Annotated in this window: 11 protein-coding genes and 1 pseudogene; all 12 read left to right on the top strand. The window is 61.9% G+C overall.

Annotated features, from left to right (window positions below; genetic code table 11):
• Nucleotides 1-2: 2 nt before the first annotated feature.
• The gene (gene gatA, locus D8M36_RS02005; RefSeq protein WP_126846291.1) at nt 3-1,508 is read left to right on the top strand and encodes an Asp-tRNA(Asn)/Glu-tRNA(Gln) amidotransferase subunit GatA; all 1,506 of its coding nucleotides are present in this window, start codon (nt 3-5) and stop codon (nt 1,506-1,508) included.
• Entirely contained in the window at nt 1,505-3,016 is a 1,512-nt protein-coding gene (gene gatB, locus D8M36_RS02000; protein WP_126846290.1) for an Asp-tRNA(Asn)/Glu-tRNA(Gln) amidotransferase subunit GatB, read from the top strand. The genes gatA and gatB overlap by 4 nt, the downstream gene beginning before the upstream one ends.
• A 117-nt stretch (nt 3,017-3,133) precedes the next feature.
• Nucleotides 3,134-4,723: an alanine/glycine:cation symporter family protein gene (locus tag D8M36_RS01995; RefSeq protein WP_126846289.1), complete on the top strand. Its 1,590-nt coding sequence runs from the start codon at nt 3,134-3,136 to the stop codon at nt 4,721-4,723.
• Between the two features lie 254 nt (nt 4,724-4,977).
• Complete coding sequence (locus D8M36_RS01990) at nt 4,978-6,573, top strand: alanine/glycine:cation symporter family protein (protein WP_065247987.1); 1,596 nt, start codon at nt 4,978-4,980, stop codon at nt 6,571-6,573.
• A 92-nt stretch (nt 6,574-6,665) separates the two neighbouring features.
• Nucleotides 6,666-8,498, top strand: coding sequence for a dihydroxy-acid dehydratase (gene ilvD / locus D8M36_RS01985; protein ID WP_126846288.1), 1,833 nt, complete (start codon nt 6,666-6,668; stop codon nt 8,496-8,498).
• 218 nt (nt 8,499-8,716) lie between these two features.
• Nucleotides 8,717-10,471, top strand: a complete 1,755-nt coding sequence (locus D8M36_RS01980; RefSeq protein WP_065247985.1) for an acetolactate synthase large subunit — start codon at nt 8,717-8,719, stop codon at nt 10,469-10,471.
• Between the two features lie 2 nt (nt 10,472-10,473).
• Nucleotides 10,474-11,004, top strand: a complete 531-nt coding sequence (gene ilvN / locus D8M36_RS01975; protein WP_126846286.1) for an acetolactate synthase small subunit — start codon at nt 10,474-10,476, stop codon at nt 11,002-11,004.
• 129 nt (nt 11,005-11,133) lie between these two features.
• Nucleotides 11,134-12,165, top strand: a complete 1,032-nt coding sequence (gene ilvC, locus D8M36_RS01970) for a ketol-acid reductoisomerase (protein ID WP_126846285.1) — start codon at nt 11,134-11,136, stop codon at nt 12,163-12,165.
• A 49-nt stretch (nt 12,166-12,214) separates the two neighbouring features.
• Nucleotides 12,215-13,270: a 3-isopropylmalate dehydrogenase gene (locus D8M36_RS01965; protein WP_126846283.1), complete on the top strand. Its 1,056-nt coding sequence runs from the start codon at nt 12,215-12,217 to the stop codon at nt 13,268-13,270.
• Between the two features lie 41 nt (nt 13,271-13,311).
• Nucleotides 13,312-14,394, top strand: coding sequence for a branched-chain amino acid aminotransferase (locus D8M36_RS01960; protein ID WP_126846281.1), 1,083 nt, complete (start codon nt 13,312-13,314; stop codon nt 14,392-14,394).
• A gap of 42 nt (nt 14,395-14,436) precedes the next feature.
• Nucleotides 14,437-16,050: a citramalate synthase gene (gene cimA / locus D8M36_RS01955; RefSeq protein ID WP_126846279.1), complete on the top strand. Its 1,614-nt coding sequence runs from the start codon at nt 14,437-14,439 to the stop codon at nt 16,048-16,050.
• A gap of 734 nt (nt 16,051-16,784) precedes the next feature.
• Nucleotides 16,785-17,142, top strand: a pseudogene (locus D8M36_RS01950) (IS3 family transposase); the annotation flags it as partial.
• Nucleotides 17,143-17,245 lie beyond the last annotated feature (103 nt).

Below are 17,245 nucleotides of genomic sequence, written 5' to 3'. Positions count from 1 at the left end.
CGATGACTGACCTTGTGAAGCTTTCCGCCGCGCAGATGGCGAAGGGCCTCGAAAGTGGCGAGTTCAGCGCGCGCGAATTGACCGACGCGCACCTCGCACGTATCGAGTCCGTTGAGTCGAAGCTCAACGCCTTCGTGACCGTGACCGGCGATGACGCACGCGCAACCGCCGATGCCGTGGACGAGGCGCGCGCCAAGGACGAGAGTCTTGCGCCGCTCGCGGGCGTGCCTGTCGCCGTGAAGGATGTCGTCGTCACGAAGGGTACGCAGACGACCGCCGGCTCGAAGATCCTCGAAGGCTGGATCCCGCCGTACGACGCGACGCTCGTGGAGAACCTCAAAGAGGCGAAGCTCCCGATCCTCGGCAAGACCAACATGGACGAGTTCGCGATGGGCTCGTCGACCGAGACGAGCGCCTACGGCAACACTCACAACCCGTGGGATCTCGAACGCATCCCCGGCGGTTCGGGCGGCGGTTCCTCCGCGGCCATCGCCGGTTTCGAGGCTCCGCTCGCGATCGGCACCGACACGGGCGGCTCGATCCGCCAGCCTGCGGCTGTGACCGGCACCGTTGGCGTGAAGCCCACCTACGGTTCCGTGTCGCGCTACGGCCTCATCGCGATGGCGAGCTCGCTCGACCAAGCCGGGCCGTGTACGCGCACGGTCGAAGATGCCGCGCTCCTGCACGAGGTCATCGGCGGTTACGATCCGAAGGATTCGACCTCGATCAAGGGCGGCTTCGGCAACTTTGTTGAAGCCGCGCGCACCAAGGACGTCAAGGGCATGCGCATCGGCGTCATCGAAGAGCTCGAGGGCGAAGGCTTCGATCCGCTCGTGAAGCAGCGCTTCGAAGAGGCGCTCGCGCTTCTCGAGAAGGCAGGTGCGGAAATTGTCCGTGTGAGCTGCCCGAACTTCAGGTATGCGCTCGGCGCCTACTACCTCATCATGCCGTCCGAGGCGAGCAGCAACCTCGCGAAGTTTGACGGCATGCGCTTTGGTTTGCGTGTCGTTCCCGAGGATCACCCGACCGCCGAAAAGGTCATGGCCGCGACCCGTGGCCAGGCTTTTGGTGCGGAGGTCAAGCGACGCATTCTGCTTGGCACCTACGCACTGAGCTCGGGCTACTACGACGCCTACTACGGAAGTGCCCAGAAGGTGCGCACCCTCGTGCAGCGCGACTTTTCCGCGGCCTTCGAAAAATGTGACGTTCTCGCCTCGCCGACCGCGCCAACCGTGGCCTTCCGCCTCGGTGAGAACACCGACAACCCCCTCAAGATGTATCTCAACGACATCGCGACGATCCCCGCGAACCTCGCGGGCGTTCCCGGCCTCTCGCTCCCGAGCGGCCTCGCTGAGGATTCGATGCCCGCGGGCTTCCAGTTCCTCGCACCAGCGATGGGCGATGACCGTCTCTACCGCGCCGGTGGTGCGCTCGAGGCACTGCTCGAAGATTCCTGGGGAGGGCCGATCCTGAACAACGCTACGGCCCTGGAAGGAGGCGCCAAGTGAACGCCTACACCGACATCGAGCCTCTCGACTACGATGAGGCGATTGAGAAGTACGACCCGGTCCTCGGCATCGAGGTCCACGTCGAGCTCGGCACGGCAACCAAAATGTTCGACGGCGCGCCCAATGTTTTCGCCGCCGAGCCCAACACGGCCATCACTCCGGTCTCGCTCGGCCTTCCGGGCACGCTCCCGGTCGTGAATGAGAAGGCCGTCGAGTACGCGATCAAGATTGGTCTCGCGCTCAACTGCTCGATCGCCGAAAACTGCCGTTTCGCGCGCAAACAGTACTTCTACCCCGACCTCACGAAGAACTTCCAGACCTCGCAGTACGACGAGCCGATCGCGTTTGACGGTTACGTTGACGTCGAGCTCGACGATGGCGAGATCGTGCGCGTGGACATTGAGCGCGCGCATATGGAAGAGGACGCCGGTAAGAACACCCACATTGGTGGCACGGGCCGTATCCAGGGTGCGACCCATTCGCAGGTCGACTACAACCGCGCGGGCGTGCCCCTCGTGGAGATCGTGACGCGACCGATCCCGAACACGGGTGGCCGCGCACCCGAGGTCGCCGCGGCGTACGTGCGTACTCTCCGCGATATTTTCCGCACCCTCGAGGTTTCGGAAGCCCGCATGGAACGCGGCAATGTGCGTGCCGATATCAATGTGTCGCTTCGCCCCTCGCCGGAAGCTCCGCTTGGCACGCGCACCGAGACGAAGAACGTGAACTCGTTCCGCTCGATCGAGCGCGCCGTGCGCTTCGAGATCGGCCGCCAGGCCGGTGTTCTCGAAAGTGGCGTCGAGGTGATCCAGGAAACCCGCCACTTCCACGACGACACGGGCCACACGAGCCCGGGCCGCGTGAAGAGCGACGCCGAGGATTACCGTTACTTCCCGGAACCGGACCTCGTTCCCGTGGCGCCGAGCCGCGAATGGGTCGAGGAACTGCGTGCAGCACTTCCTGAGCTTCCCGCGGCGCGCCGCCGCCGTTTGCTCGGCGAGTGGGGCTTTACCGATCTCGAGATGCGCGACGTGATCAATGCCGGCGCGCTCGACCTCATCGAGGGCACCGTCGCTGCAGGCGCGAAGCCGCAGGCTGCGCGCAAGTGGTGGATGGGCGAACTCGCCCGCATCGCGAAGGAAGCGGAAAAGGAACTCGAGGAGCTTTCGGTGACCCCGAAGCAGGTCGCCGAACTCGTGTCGCTCGTCGAAGGGAAGAAGATCAACGACAAGATCGGCCGCCAGGTTCTCGCGAAAGTTCTCGACGGTGAAGGTGACCCCGCCGCGATCGTTGAGAAGGAGAACCTCGCCGTTGTTTCCGACGACTCGGTTCTTGAAGGCGCCGTCGATCAGGCTATTGCCGACAATCCCGACGTGGTCGAGAAGATCAAGGGGGGCAAGGTCCAGGCGATCGGCGCGCTCATCGGCCCGGTGATGAAGGCCACCCGTGGCCAGGCCGATGCCGGCCGCGTCCGCGAGATCATTATGGCCAAACTTGAGGTGGGCTAATCCGCCGGACATAATAGGTATTCAAGAACTACCTAGCATGAAATGGGGCCCCGGGCTTAGCAGACCGAGGCCCCATTTTGCGGCCTAAAACAGATCCGGGCCCACCGAGAGGCACCCATGAATTTCGACCAGTACGTTGACCAACTGATCGCGCCCATTGCTCAGTTCATGAGCTCGGTCGTGTTTTACGCGCCGAACATTGGCGGCATCGAAGTCCCCCTCATTGTCGTATGGCTCGCCGTCGCGGCGATCTTCATGACCGTATGGCTACGTTTTCAACCGATCACGGGCTTCAAGCACGCGATTGATGTCGTGCGCGGCCGCTACGCGAGCAAGACCGACCCGGGCGAGGTGAGCTCGTTCCAGGCGCTCGCCACCGAACTCTCGGGCGCGATTGGGCTCGGCAACATTGCGGGTGTCGCGGTCGCGATCGGCCTCGGCGGCCCAGGTGCAGCGCTGTGGATCGCGATCTTTGGCTTTTTCGCGATGAGCCTCAAAATGGCCGAGGCAACTCTCGGCACGAAATACCGGGTCATTGACGAAGACGGCACGATCCATGCCGGCCCCATGTACTTCCTCAAGTACGGCTTCAAGGAGATTGGCTGGGCCAAGGCCGGTAGTGTTCTCGCGATGATCTACGCCATTTCGGCGTTCCTTGGCGTATTCGGTGGCGGCAATATGTTCCAGTCGAACCAAACCGCGCTCATCCTCAGCGAACAGCTCGGCAGCGATTTCCTCATGAACAACCGGTGGATCGTGGGCGTGATCTTCGGTGGGCTTCTCGCTCTCGTCGTGGTCGGCGGTGTGAAGTCGATCGGCAAGATCACGTCGAAGGCCGTTCCGCTCATGGCCACGATCTACATGGTGAGCGCGATCCTCATCCTCCTGTTCAACCTTCCGCAGATTCCTTCGGCCTTCATGACGATCGTCACGGAGGCGTTCCAGCCGAAGGGCGTTGCCGGCGGCGCCGCCGGTGCCGCCGTGATCGGTATCCAACGTGCGCTCTTCTCGAACGCGGCAGGCGTCGGAACCGCGGGCATGACCCACGCGACCGCGAAAACTCGCCACCCGGCGACCGAGGGGTACACGGGCATGTGGAGCCCGTTCCTCGACTCGTGCGTGGTGTGCATGATTACGGCTCTCGTGGTCGTCGTGACCGGTGTGTACCAAAGCGGGGAGGCGGACGGCATCGTCATGACGGCGAGCGCCTTCGGCACCGTTGCTCCGTGGTTCCCCTACGTGCTCATGGTGATCGTGGTGCCGTTCGCGTTCTCCACCGTGCTCGCGTACTACTACTACGGGCTCAGCGCGATCCAGTACATCCTTGGCAACTCGAAGTGGGTGACGCGTGCGTTCCAGATTCTGTGGATCGCGCTGCTCGTGATCGGCTCGTCCATCACGATTGATTCGGTCGTGACTCTCGCCGATGCACTCATCTTCATCATGACCATTCCGAACCTCATCGGCGTGTACGCGCTCGCGAAGATCGTGCGCTACGAGATCCTTCGTCACAAGGTCAAGGTGACCACGGGGGCGATCCCGCAGATTGATCCTGAGCTCGCGGTGGGCATGGGCGATCATGAGCCCACCGAAGAGCAGATCGCCGAGGCGCGCGAGCGTGATGAAGAAGAGGCACGCGAGTGGCACGAGATTCGCGAGCGTCTCTACGAGGACGGCGAGTGGGGCCAGCAGAGCGAAAAGGAGTGATCGAGACCACTGGGTAGCGTAAGTCACACGGCGAGGATCCGTGAGGACCTTCTTGACTGATTTTCCGACGGCTGCTACACCAAAGCTCTGACCTGTGGTTTTATTGAGATGAGCCCTCGCCCAGGGGGCTGTGGGTGCGGGCAAATGCCTTTTGTCGCCAAGAATTCGTTTTGGTCGATGTGCTTGTATCCGCCCCTGCGTTTCCGAAAAGTAGTGCTTGTTTGGCGCAAATTTTTCCCCACTAGGAGAGACCGATGCACAGTTCTGGTGCGATCGACCAGTTCTTAAATACGTACTTTGCCCCCTTTGCGGACTTCCTGTCGGCAATCGTGTTCTTCGCCCCGACTATCGCGGGTGTCGAGGTCCCGATCATTGTGCTGTGGCTCGTCGCGGCCGCCATCTTCCTCACGGTGTGGCTGCGCTTCCAGCCCATCACGGGCTTTGCGCACTCGATTGACGTGATTCGAGGAAAATTCACGCGCAAGACTGATCCTGGTGAGGTGAGTTCGTTCCAGGCGCTCGCGACCGAGCTTTCGGGCACCGTTGGTCTCGGCAACATCGCGGGTGTCGCGGTGGCGATTTCGGTTGGTGGCCCTGGCGCGGCCCTGTGGATCGTGCTCTTCGGCTGCCTTGCGATGAGTGTGAAGATGGCCGAGGCGACCCTCGGCGTGAAGTACCGCGAAATCGATGAGGATGGCCACACTCACGGTGGCCCCATGTATTACCTCAAGCACGGTCTTGCCGAAATTGGCTTCAAAAAGTTTGGCATCGTGCTGTCGTTTATGTACGCGGCGTTCACCCTCATCGGTGTGTTCGGTGCAGGCAACCTCTTCCAGTCGAATCAGGGCGCGGCGATTCTCAGCGATCAGCTCGGAATTGCCTTCCTCCAAGACAACCGTTGGGTGATCGGCGCGATCATGGCGGCGCTTGCAGCGCTCGTGATCGTTGGTGGCATCCAATCGATCGGCACGTGGACGGCGCGCATCACCCCGCTCATGGCGATCGTGTACTTCCTTTGCGTTCTCACGATCATCGTGATGAACATTCAGGCTGTTCCGGAGGCGGTCGTCAAGATCATTACGACGGCGACAACCGGCGAGGGCGTGACCGGTGGCGCGATCGGCGTGGCTATCGTTGGTATTCAGCGTGCGCTGTTCTCAAACGCCGCCGGTGTGGGTTCCGCGGGCATGGCGCACTCGGCCTCGAAAACCAAGGAGCCGGCAACCGAGGGCTTCACCGCGATGTGGGAGCCTCTCGTGGACTCGGTCATCGTGTGTACCCTCACGGCGATCGCTATCACCGTGACGGGCGTCTACACCGATAGCAGCGGTGATGGCATTGTGATGACGGCGACCGCGTTTGGCACGGTGGCAAGCTGGTTCCCCTACATTCTGACCGTTGCCGTGGCGCTCTTCGCCTTCTCCACGATCCTGAGCTACTACTACTACGGCAATCTCGCCGCTGAGTTCCTCTTTGGTCGTTCGACCTTTGTGAAGCGTGCCTTCCAGATCGTGTGGATTCTGGCCGTCATTCTTGGCTCTGCCGTGTCGATGGATGCTGTCATCAACTTCTCGGATGCCGTGTTCTTCCTCATGACGATCCCGAACCTTCTCGGCATCTACTTCCTCGCGAAGGTCGTGCGCTATGAAATCCTCCGCCACAAGGTGAAGCTCGAGACGGGCGCGATTGCGGTTGTGCACCCCGATCTCGCCGTGGGTATGGGCGATCACGAGCCTACGGAGGAGCAGGTGGCCGAGGCGCGTGCGCTCGAGGAGCAAGAGCAGGCGGATTACGAGGCTCTCAAGCAGCGCCTTGCGGATGATCCTGATTGGCCGCACCGCGAAGGCTGATCCGCCTCAGTAGTTCGCTGAGTGTTTTGCATCGTGAGATCCCCGTCCAAGATTTGGGCGGGGATCTCACGTTTCGCCCTATGCTGAGCTGCATGCCACATCTTCGTTCACGTACCTCAACTCACGGCCGCAACATGGCGGGAGCTCGCGCGCTGTGGCGCGCGACCGGCATGGGCTCGAACGACTTCGGTAAGCCGATCATCGCGATCGCGAACTCGTACACGCAGTTCGTTCCCGGGCACGTTCACCTCAAAAACGTTGGCGAGATGGTCGCTGAATCCATTCGCGAGGCCGGGGGAGTGTCGAAGGAATTCGACACCATCGCGGTCGATGACGGTATCGCGATGGGGCACCAGGGGATGCTGTACTCGCTCCCGAGCCGCGACGTGATTGCCGACAGCGTGGAGTACATGGTCAACGCGCACTGCGCGGACGCCCTCGTGTGCATCTCTAATTGCGACAAGATCACGCCGGGCATGCTCATGGCCGCCATGCGGCTCAACATTCCCGTGGTTTTTGTTTCGGGCGGCCCCATGGAGGCCGGCAAGCCCGTGGAAGGCGTGATCGACCACAAGATTGACCTCGTTGATGCGATGAGCTACGCGGTCGATGAGGCGGTGAGTGATGATCAACTCGCACAGATTGAAAACAACGCGTGCCCTACGTGCGGCTCGTGCTCGGGCATGTTCACGGCCAACTCGATGAATTGCTTGACCGAGGCCCTTGGCCTCTCGCTCCCAGGCAACGGCACGACGCTCGCGACTCACGCTTTTCGCCGCAACCTCTTCGTGGAGGCGGGCACGCGCATTGTGGAACTGTGTCGGCGCTACTACGACAATGACGACGAGAGCGTGCTTCCCCGCGCTGTCGCCACGAAGGCGGCCTTCACGAATGCGATGAGCCTCGATGTGGCGATGGGGGGCTCAACCAACACCGTGCTGCACATCCTCGCGGCCGCAATCGAGGGCGAAGTGGACTTCACGCTCGAGGATATCGACCGGATTTCGCGCAACGTTCCGTGCCTATCGAAGGTGGCGCCGAACGGCTTTGCACACGTCGAGGATGTTCACCGTGCAGGTGGTATCCCCGCAATCCTCGGCGAGCTTGATCGCGCGGGCCTCCTTGATCATTCGGTACATGCGATTCACGCTGATTCACTCGCCGAGTGGCTCGCCCACTGGGATATTCGCGGGGGTAAGGCGGCCGATGAAGCCTTTACCCTCTTTAGCGCCGCGCCCGGCGGAAAGCGCACAACGGTGCCGTTCAGTCAGGATATGCGCTGGGAAGAGCTGGATCTCGATTCCGAGGGTGGCGTGATCCGTTCCGTTCCGTTCGCCCACACGAAGGACGGCGGACTATGCGTGCTTCGGGGAAACCTCGCCGCCGAAGGTGCGGTCATCAAGAGCGCGGGGATCGACGAGGAGCTTTTTCACTTCGAGGGGCGCGCTTTCGTGGTCGAATCCCAGGAAGAAGCCGTTCAACGCGTTCTCGATAAGTCCGTCAAAGAGGGCGATGTCGTTGTCATCCAGTTCGAGGGCCCTCAGGGAGGCCCCGGGATGCAGGAGATGCTTTATCCAACCTCCTACCTCAAGGGGCGTGGGCTCGGCAAGGCCTGCGCGCTTATCACCGACGGTCGATTCTCGGGCGGCACCTCGGGGATCTCGATCGGGCACATTTCGCCGGAAGCGGCCGAGGGCGGGGCGATTGGCCTTGTCGAAACAGGCGATCGGATCGTGATTGATGTCCACAGGCGCGAGCTCACGCTCGACGTCCCCGAGGAGGAGCTTGAGCGCCGTCGCGAGGCGCGCGGCCCGCTCCCGTGGCGACCGAAGAATCGCCGCCGCGAGGTGAGTCAGGCGCTCAAGGTTTACGCCCACCACGTGCGCTCGGCCACGTTTGGGGCAACGCGCAGGCCGCTGCCGTAAACAGTGAGCGGAGTGGGGCCGACGGTTCTCGACAACCGTCGGATCCCAAAATATGGACCTTTTCGTTTCATGTTTTGTGAGTGTGTAGTTTTACTCCCATGCAGACCATTCTTCTTATCGTCACCGGGCGCGGCTAACGCCCCCGCACGATAAGCCGCGCCCCTCGAATTCCTCCAAGGAACGAGGGGCTTTTTCTTCAGTGCATAGTTGGAGGCGTCATGACTGAAACGGTCACGGGAGCGCAATCGCTCATTATGTCGCTCGAGGCGGCGGGAGCGGAGGTCGTGTTCGGCCTCCCCGGCGGCGCTATTTTGCCCACCTACGATCCGCTACTCGATGCACAGCACCTTCGGCACATTCTCGTGCGCCACGAACAGGGGGCTGGCCACGCGGCGAGCGGATACGCCCATGCGACGGGCAGGGTCGGGGTGTGCATCGCCACCTCTGGTCCCGGCGCAACGAATCTCATCACCGCGATCGCTGATGCACAGATGGATTCGATCCCCATGGTGGTCATCACCGGTCAGGTGGGTTCGAGTTTTATTGGCACGGACGCGTTTCAAGAGGCCGACATCGTGGGCATGACCATGCCCGTGACGAAGCACAACATCCTCGTGAAAAGCGCGGAGGAGATCCCGCTCGCGATCAAGCAGGCTTTCCATCTCGCCTCGACGGGCAGGCCTGGAGTCGTGCTCGTAGACGTGACGAAAGACGCGCAGCAGGCCGAGACCGTGTTCGAGTGGCCCGAAGAGCTGAATCTGCCCGGCTATCGCGTTCCGGGCCGCCCCAACGGAAAGAAGATCCGCGAGGCTGTTGACCTGCTTCTTCGCGCTAAGCGGCCCGTCTTTCTGCTTGGCGGCGGTGTGCTCCGCTCTGGCGCAAGCGAGGAAGTGCGCGCGCTTGTGGAAGAGGCGAACGCTCCGTTCGTGACGACGCTTATGGCACGCGGAGCGCTTCCCGATTCGCATCCGCAGCATCTCGGTATGCCCGGTATGCACGGCGATGTCGCAGCCGTGGCGTCGCTCCAGCGCAGTGACCTTATCATCGCGCTCGGCGCGCGCTTTGACGACCGTGTCACTGGCAAACTCGATTCCTTCGCCCCCGGTGCGAAAGTCGTGCACGCCGATATCGACCCGGCCGAGATCTCGAAGAATCGCGTCGCCGACGTCCCGATCGTGGGCGATGCTGCCGATGTCGCGCGTGCTCTTCGTGCAGAGCTGAGCGATTGCCTCGCCGAGGACGACCCGCGCGACTATGAGGCCTGGTGGCAGCTCATGAGGGGGCTTCGCGAGAACTACCCGCTCGGATGGACCGCGACGGCCGACGGCTACACGGCGCCGCAGCACGTCATCTCCCGGATCAGCGCGATCAGTGGACCCGCGTCGATCTTCGTTGCCGGCGTGGGCCAGCATCAAATGTGGTCGAGCCAGTTCATCGACTTCGAGGAGCCGTACTCGTGGATCAACTCGGGTGGTCTTGGCACGATGGGCTACTCGCTCCCCGCAGCGATGGGGGCGAAGGTTGGCCAACCGCGCAAGGTTGTGTGGTCGATCGATGGTGATGGCTGTTTCCAGATGACGAATCAGGAGCTTGCGACGTGCGTGCTCAACGACATTCCCGTGAAGGTCGCGGTGATCAATAATTCCTCGCTCGGCATGGTGCGCCAGTGGCAGAACCTGTTCTACGACCAGCGATTCTCGAACACCGACCTCAACACCGGTCACGGAACCCGACGCATTCCCGATTTTGTGAAGCTCGCCGAGGCGTACGGTGCGGTGGGCCTGCGCTGTGAGCGCGATGAGGATATTGACCGGGTGATTGGCGAGGCAATGGCGATCAACGATCGCCCCGTCGTGGTCGATTTTCAGGTGAGTGCTGACGCGATGGTGTGGCCCATGGTGCCCGCTGGCGTGAGCAATGACGAGATTCAAATCGCGCAGGGGATGACGCCCGAATGGGAGAGGGAGATCTGAGCATGGACTTTTCGCGCGACCCGGAAAAGAACCACACGCTGTCCGTTCTCGTGGAGAACAAACCCGGCGTGCTGACGCGCGTGTCGGCACTCTTCGCGCGGCGCGGCTACAACATCGCCTCGCTTGCCGTGGGTCCCACGGAACACGAAGGAATCTCGCGCATTACGGTTGTTGTGGAGGTGGATCAAATGCCGCTCGAGCAGATCACGAAGCAGCTCAACAAGCTCGTGAACGTGCTCAAGATCGTGCAGCTTGAACCAAGGCAGTCGGTTGAGCGCGAGCTCGTGCTCGTGAAGGTGAAGGCCAACAACCAGACCCGCACGTCCGTGCTCGAAATCGTGCAAATGTTCCGCGCCAAGGTTGTTGATGCGGCCTCCGACTCTGTCACCATCGAGGCGACGGGGTCGGCGGATAAGCTTGCGGCGCTGTTGTCAATGCTCGAGCAGTTCGGCGTCAAAGAAATCGTGAAGTCGGGGGCCGTCGCGATCGGTCGCGGCCCGCGCTCGATCACGGATCGCGCGCTACTCGGCTAGGCGCGGCGAGGTCCGACGCCGGCGGGCCCACAAGCGTTTCTCAATATGAGACACGTATCCATAAAGTAAGACGAGTGGTGGATAGACTGCCCTCAACCGAATCACACAGGAGAACCGAAGGAGTTCATCGTGGCGGAAATGTTTTATGACGACAATGCCGATCTCGCAGTGATCCAGTCGAAAAAGGTTGGCATCGTAGGCTTCGGCTCGCAGGGCCACGCTCATGCCCTCAACCTCCGCGACTCGGGCGTCGAGGTGCGAGTGGGCCTCAAGGAAGGGTCCAAGTCGCGCACCAAGGCTGAAGAACAAGGCTTCGCCGTTGACACGGTTGCGGAGGTGGCGAAGTGGGCCGATGTCCTCATGATTCTCGCGCCCGATCAGCACCAGGCGGAGATCTACGAAAACGAGATCGCGGGCAACCTCGAAAGCGGTAACGCGCTCTTCTTTGCCCACGGATTCAATATCCGCTTCAACTACATCGAGGCGCCGAAGGGCGTGGACGTTGCGCTCGTTGCCCCGAAAGGCCCGGGACACACCGTTCGCCGCGAGTTCGTCGCAGGGCGCGGCGTGCCCTGCATCGTTGCGGTGGAGAATGACGAATCGGGCGAGGCCTGGCCGCTCGCGCTCTCATATACGAAGGCCGTCGGCGGGCTTCGTGCGGGCGCGATCAAGACGACGTTCACCGAGGAAACCGAGACCGACCTCTTTGGCGAGCAGGCCGTTCTGTGTGGCGGCATGAGCCACCTCGTGCAGGCGGGCTTCGAAACCCTTACCGAAGCCGGTTACCAGCCCGAAATCGCCTACTTCGAAGTGCTCCACGAGCTCAAGCTCATCGTTGACCTCATGATCGAGGGTGGAATCACCAAGCAGCGCTGGTCCATTTCCGATACCGCCGAGTTCGGCGACTATGTGTCGGGCCCGCGAGTCGTAGACGAGCACGTCAAGGCTTCCATGAAAGCCGTTCTCGACGACATCCAAAACGGCAGCTTCGCGAAACGCTTTGTTGACGATCAGAAGGCGGGAGCGGTCGAATTTACGAAACTGCGCGCACGCGAGCAGGAGCACCCGATCGAGAAGGTTGGCAAAGAACTTCGCACGATGTTCTCGTGGAGCGCCGAGCAGCTCGATTCCGACTACACCGAGGGTACGGCGGAACGCTGATCCGCCCTTTGCCCCGTGCCATACCGCTAGCGTCGCCGAAGGAGAAACCATGAACACACTCGAGCTCGCCGTGATCCCCGGAGACGGGATCGGCCAGGAAGTTGTTCCCGAGGGCCTCAAGGTGCTTCGGGCGGCACTCGAGGGCACTGGACGCGACCTCGTCACGACCAACTACAATCTCGGCGCGAGCCGCTGGCATGAGACCGGTGAGACGCTCACGGATGCGGACCTCGCCTCGCTCAAGTGTCACGACGCCTTGCTGCTGGGTGCCGTCGGAGATCCGAGCGTGCCTTCGGGTGTGCTCGAGCGAGGGCTCCTCCTCAAGTTGCGCTTCGCGTTCGAGCACTACGTGAACCTTCGCCCCACGACCCTCTTCCCGCACGTGGATTCTCCGCTCGCGAATCCTGGCGCGGTCGACTTTGTCGTCGTGCGTGAGGGAACCGAGGGGGCTTACGTGGGTGCTGGCGGCGCGCTCCGCGAAGGCGGGGTGCATGAGGTCGCGACCGAGGTGTCAATTAATACCGCCCACGGGGTCGAACGCGTTGTGCGCTACGCGTTCGACCTCGCACGAAAGCGCCGAAAGAAACTCACGCTCGTGCATAAGCACAACGTGCTCGTGCACGCCGGCCGCTTGTGGAAACGCATCGTTGAGGAGATCGCCCCCGAGTATTCGGACGTCGAGGTGGATTATTCCCATATCGATGCGATGATGATCTATCTCGTGCAGGATCCTTCGCGTTTCGATGTCATCGTGACCGACAACCTCTTTGGCGACATCATCACCGACCTCGCGGGCGCGATCTCGGGGGGCATCGGCCTTGCGGCCTCCGGCAACCTCAATCCTTCGGGCGAGTTCCCCTCGATGTTTGAACCCGTGCACGGCAGCGCCCCCGATATCGCGGGCAAGGGCATCGCGAATCCCGCCGCGACGATCCTTTCCGTAGCGCTCCTTCTCGAGTCGATCGGCGAGGACGATGCCGCGCGCAGGGTTCGAGAAGCTGTCACCGAGGATCTCGCGAACAATCCGAACTCCGCGCGATCGTGCGCCGAGATCGGGGACGTGATCGCGAAAGCGGTGCGAGAAAAGGGGAGCTCGGCCTCGTAAACTGGGGGAATCCACGAAAACATGTGAGAGGAAAGAAACCCATGGGTGAGTACCGCGCAAGTTCGGCTCCGCGTCGAATCTCGAGTGAGGAGCGCGAGCGAATTCTCTGCGACCCTGGCTTTGGCGACAATTTCACCGACTACATGGCCCACCAGCGCTGGACCGAGACCGAGGGGTGGGGGGAAGGAGAGATTCTCCCGTACGGCCCCCTTTCGCTCGAGCCCGCCGCGGCTGTTTTCCATTACGCTCAGGAAATTTTCGAAGGCCTCAAGGCCTTCCGCCACGCCGACGGAAGCGTGTGGACGTTCCGTCCCGAGAAGAACGCCGTGCGCATTCAGAACTCGGCTCGGCGCCTCGCCTTGCCGGAGATTTCAACCGAGGACTTCCTCGCGTCCCTTCGCGCGGTCGTGAGCGCCGATGAGCCCTGGGTTCCCACGGGCGGCGAGACGAGTCTCTACCTTCGACCGTTCATGTTTGCCTCGGAAAACTTCCTCGGCGTGCGCGCCGCGCACACCGTCGACTACTACGTGATCGCCTCGCCCGCAGGCAACTACTTCCCGCGCGGCATTCAACCGCTCGTCGTGTGGGTCTCGCCCCTCGCGGCACGTGCCGGCCGCGGCGGCACTGGCTTTGCGAAGTGCGGTGGTAACTACGCGAGCTCTCTCCAGGGCAAGTACGAAGCTGCCCGGTCAGGCGCCGATGAGGTGATGTTCCTCGACTCGGAGACCCACACGAACATCGATGAGCTCTCGGGTATGAACATCTTCGTGGTGTACTCCGATGGCCGTATCGTCACCCCGACCCTCACGGGTTCGATTCTTCCAGGTGTGACGCGCGATTCGATCCTCACCCTTGCGGCCGATCGCGGACTTCGCCCGAGCGAAGAGCCCGTCAACTATGCGAATCTCACGGCCGATATCGCCGACGGTCGCGTCACCGAGATGTTCGCGTGCGGCACCGCCGCAGTCATCAACCCGATCGGCGAGCTGCGCGACGAAAAGTCGACGTGGACGATCGGCGATGGCGGAAGTGGCGAAGTCACCATGGCGCTTCGCGAGGAACTCACGGGTATCCAGTACGGCCGCATCGAGGATCGCCACGGCTGGCTCACGCGCCTCGTCTAGTTCACCGTTCTCGTTTTTCTGCACCACCCGGAGGCCACGGCAGTGTTTCACCTCTACGACACGACTCTTCGCGACGGCTCCCAGCAGGAGGGCCTCACGCTGAGTGTTGAGGACAAGCTCCAGGTTGCGAGGCTCCTCGACGAGCTCGGCGTGGCCTACATCGAGGGTGGCTGGCCGGGTGCGGTTCCGAAAGACACCGAATTTTTTGCGCGTGCCCAAAGCGATCTCACGCTGAAAAATGCGCGACTCGCGGCCTTCGGTGCGACGCGCAAGAAGGGTGCCGTGGCCAAGGAAGATCCTCAGTTGCGTGCGCTCGTCGAGTCGGGCGCCCCCACGCTCACTCTTGTGGCGAAGTCCGATCTTCGACACGTCGAAGCGGCCCTTCGCACAAGCGCCGAGGAAAATCTCGCCATGGTGCGCGAGAGCATCGAGTTTCTGCGCGAGTGTGGCCGTGAGGTGTTCATCGACGCCGAACATTTCTTCGATGGCTACGCCTACGATGCCGACTACGCGGTAAGTGTGGTAGCCGAGGCCCTCCGCGCGGGTGCCTCGATAGTGGTGTTGTGTGACACGAACGGTGGGATGCTTCCACACCAGGTCAGTGCAATCTACGCGGATGTGCGCGCTCGGCTCGAAGCCGAAGGGCTTAATCCTGATCTCCTCGGCGCGCATATGCACAACGATTCGGGTTGCGCGATCGCGAACACGATCGCTGCGGTCGAGGCTGGCGCGGTGCATGTCCAGGGCTGCGTCAATGGTTACGGCGAACGCACGGGCAACGCCGATCTCATCCCAGTCCTCGCGAATCTCCAGCTCAAGCTCGGCCGAAAGCTTGTGACTGACGCACAGCTCGGCGATGCGACTCGCATTGCCCACGCGATCGCGGAAGTCGCCAACATTCCTGCGCAGTCGCGCGCCCCTTACGTGGGCGCGAGCGCCTTCGCACACAAGGCAGGTTTGCACGCGAGTGCCATCAGGGTCGATCCGGATCTGTATCAACACATGGATCCCATGGTCGTGGGCAACGACATGCGCATGATCATCTCGGATATGGCGGGCAAGGCCTCGATCGAGCTGAAGGGCCGCGAGCTCGGCTACGACCTCTCCGGGGAAGACGCCACGCTCACGCTGCTCGCCGAAACCGTGAAGGGGCGTGAAGCCGAGGGGTACAGTTACGAAGCTGCCGACGCTTCCTTTGAGATGCTTGTTCTCCACGTTCTCGGGGATCTGCCCACGTACGTGGAAGTCGAGTCGTGGCGCACCTCCTCGCATCAATTGCGCGACGGCTCGCTCGAATCAGAAGCGACCGTGCGACTGAGCACAGCGCCCCACCACCGCAGTGTGACGATCGCCGAGGGAAACGGCCCCGTGAACGCGCTCGATAAAGCCCTTCGCGAGGCACTTATGGATACCTACCCCCAGATCGCGTCCTTCGCGCTCGTGGACTTCAAGGTACGCATCCTCGACTCGCAGCAGGGCACCGATGCGACCACTCGCGTTCTTGTCACGAGCCAAGCGCCGTTTGGTCGTTTCACCACGGTGGGCGTGGGCCCGAACATTATCGAGGCCTCGTGGGAAGCGCTTTTCGATGCCTATTGGTACGGCCTCCACAAGCTCGGTGTGACACCCGCGCGCGAAAGCGGAGAATCGTACTAGAGCATCGCTTCGAGATCTTTCAGCTTGCGGATCCTGAATGGACAGCAGTGCCAGCGGTAGGCGGGACCACATCTCAAGCCCGCAGTGAGAAGGGCGGAAGGGGAGCCGGGAGGCCCGTGGTGGTGGGGCGTGAAGAAGGGTCGAAGCCATGTGCTCTCTCTAGGGGGGGGGGGGGGGGGGGGGACCGTTCTATGCTTATGGCATTTCCACCCCTACTCGCGGGCAGCAAGCCAGCTTCTCGGAGCGTCGCTACGTGCGTCGTAGCGGTGCGGGGAGTGCAGCCCACTTCTTCCGAGATATCGCGGCGGGGTGGTATACGTCCGGTATCGCTATAGCTACTGGAGACGGCGAGGTGGATGCGACCGCGCGTCTCGTTGCCCTGTACTCAATGAGACGCGCACGTGCAGCGCGAGCCAATACGGAAAAGCTCCATTTCACTGCCCTATTGAAACAGCACACAAGACATGCGGCAGTGGACGGCCATGTGGCGGCTACGTACAGGAATTCATGCCTTATGTAGACCCTCACCTTGGAGCATGGCCGCACTACGAACGAACGCTTCAGTGGCCACCAACGGCGTGGTCGTTCATCACACGGCATCAGCACTCGAGAGAGAGAAACGATCACGATACATATCAATGAACGCGATCATTTTTTGCCGTGGGGATCACGAGTGAGGAGAACGCCTAGCCAAAAGCCGCCCGGTTTCAGCTCGGGCATGACGCGATGAGTAGCTTCTTGGTGACATCACACGTCTTCGCACTGAGAATTATGGTGTGTACGGAGTACGGAAGATGCGGCATCCTATGCGACGAGCTGGGTGGGACATCGGTCGGGATCAGACCGCCCGGTTGATGAAAGGTGCTGGTGTGTGCGGGGTGCGTCGCGGTCCGTCCCCGATGACCACCAGGTGCTCTCAGTCTCCTGATACACGCCCGGATCTGATCCAGCGCAACTTCCGCGCCAGCGGGCCGAACCGGTTGTGGGGTGCTGACATTACCTATGTTCATACCAGGGCTGGCTTCCTCTATACGACATTTGTCACCGACGTGTTCTCACCGCATGATCGTTGGCTGGTCCACGCGTTCGACCTGAGTTGGGTCACAGAGACTTGACCTACCGTAAGGATCTGATTCTTCGCAAGACCAGCCACACAATTCTTCACCAACCGATCAAATTTTTCGGCATAGTCCGA

Origin of the sequence: Dermabacter sp. HSID17554 (assembly GCF_003989295.1) — a bacterium.
Taxonomy (GTDB): domain Bacteria; phylum Actinomycetota; class Actinomycetes; order Actinomycetales; family Dermabacteraceae; genus Dermabacter; species Dermabacter vaginalis.
This window is presented reverse-complemented; position numbering and strand designations above follow the sequence as displayed.

Excerpts from the sequence above, each read along its gene's own strand:
- ilvN (WP_126846286.1), top strand. The coding sequence starts at position 10,474 with ATGGACTTTTCGCGCGACCCGGAAAAGAACCACACGCTGTCCGTTCTC.
- D8M36_RS01990 (WP_065247987.1), top strand. The coding sequence starts at position 4,978 with ATGCACAGTTCTGGTGCGATCGACCAGTTCTTAAATACGTACTTTGCC.
- gatA (WP_126846291.1), top strand. The coding sequence starts at position 3 with ATGACTGACCTTGTGAAGCTTTCCGCCGCGCAGATGGCGAAGGGCCTC.
- D8M36_RS01965 (WP_126846283.1), top strand. The coding sequence starts at position 12,215 with ATGAACACACTCGAGCTCGCCGTGATCCCCGGAGACGGGATCGGCCAG.
- D8M36_RS01980 (WP_065247985.1), top strand. The coding sequence starts at position 8,717 with ATGACTGAAACGGTCACGGGAGCGCAATCGCTCATTATGTCGCTCGAG.
- D8M36_RS01995 (WP_126846289.1), top strand. The coding sequence starts at position 3,134 with ATGAATTTCGACCAGTACGTTGACCAACTGATCGCGCCCATTGCTCAG.
- D8M36_RS01960 (WP_126846281.1), top strand. The coding sequence starts at position 13,312 with ATGGGTGAGTACCGCGCAAGTTCGGCTCCGCGTCGAATCTCGAGTGAG.
- ilvD (WP_126846288.1), top strand. The coding sequence starts at position 6,666 with ATGCCACATCTTCGTTCACGTACCTCAACTCACGGCCGCAACATGGCG.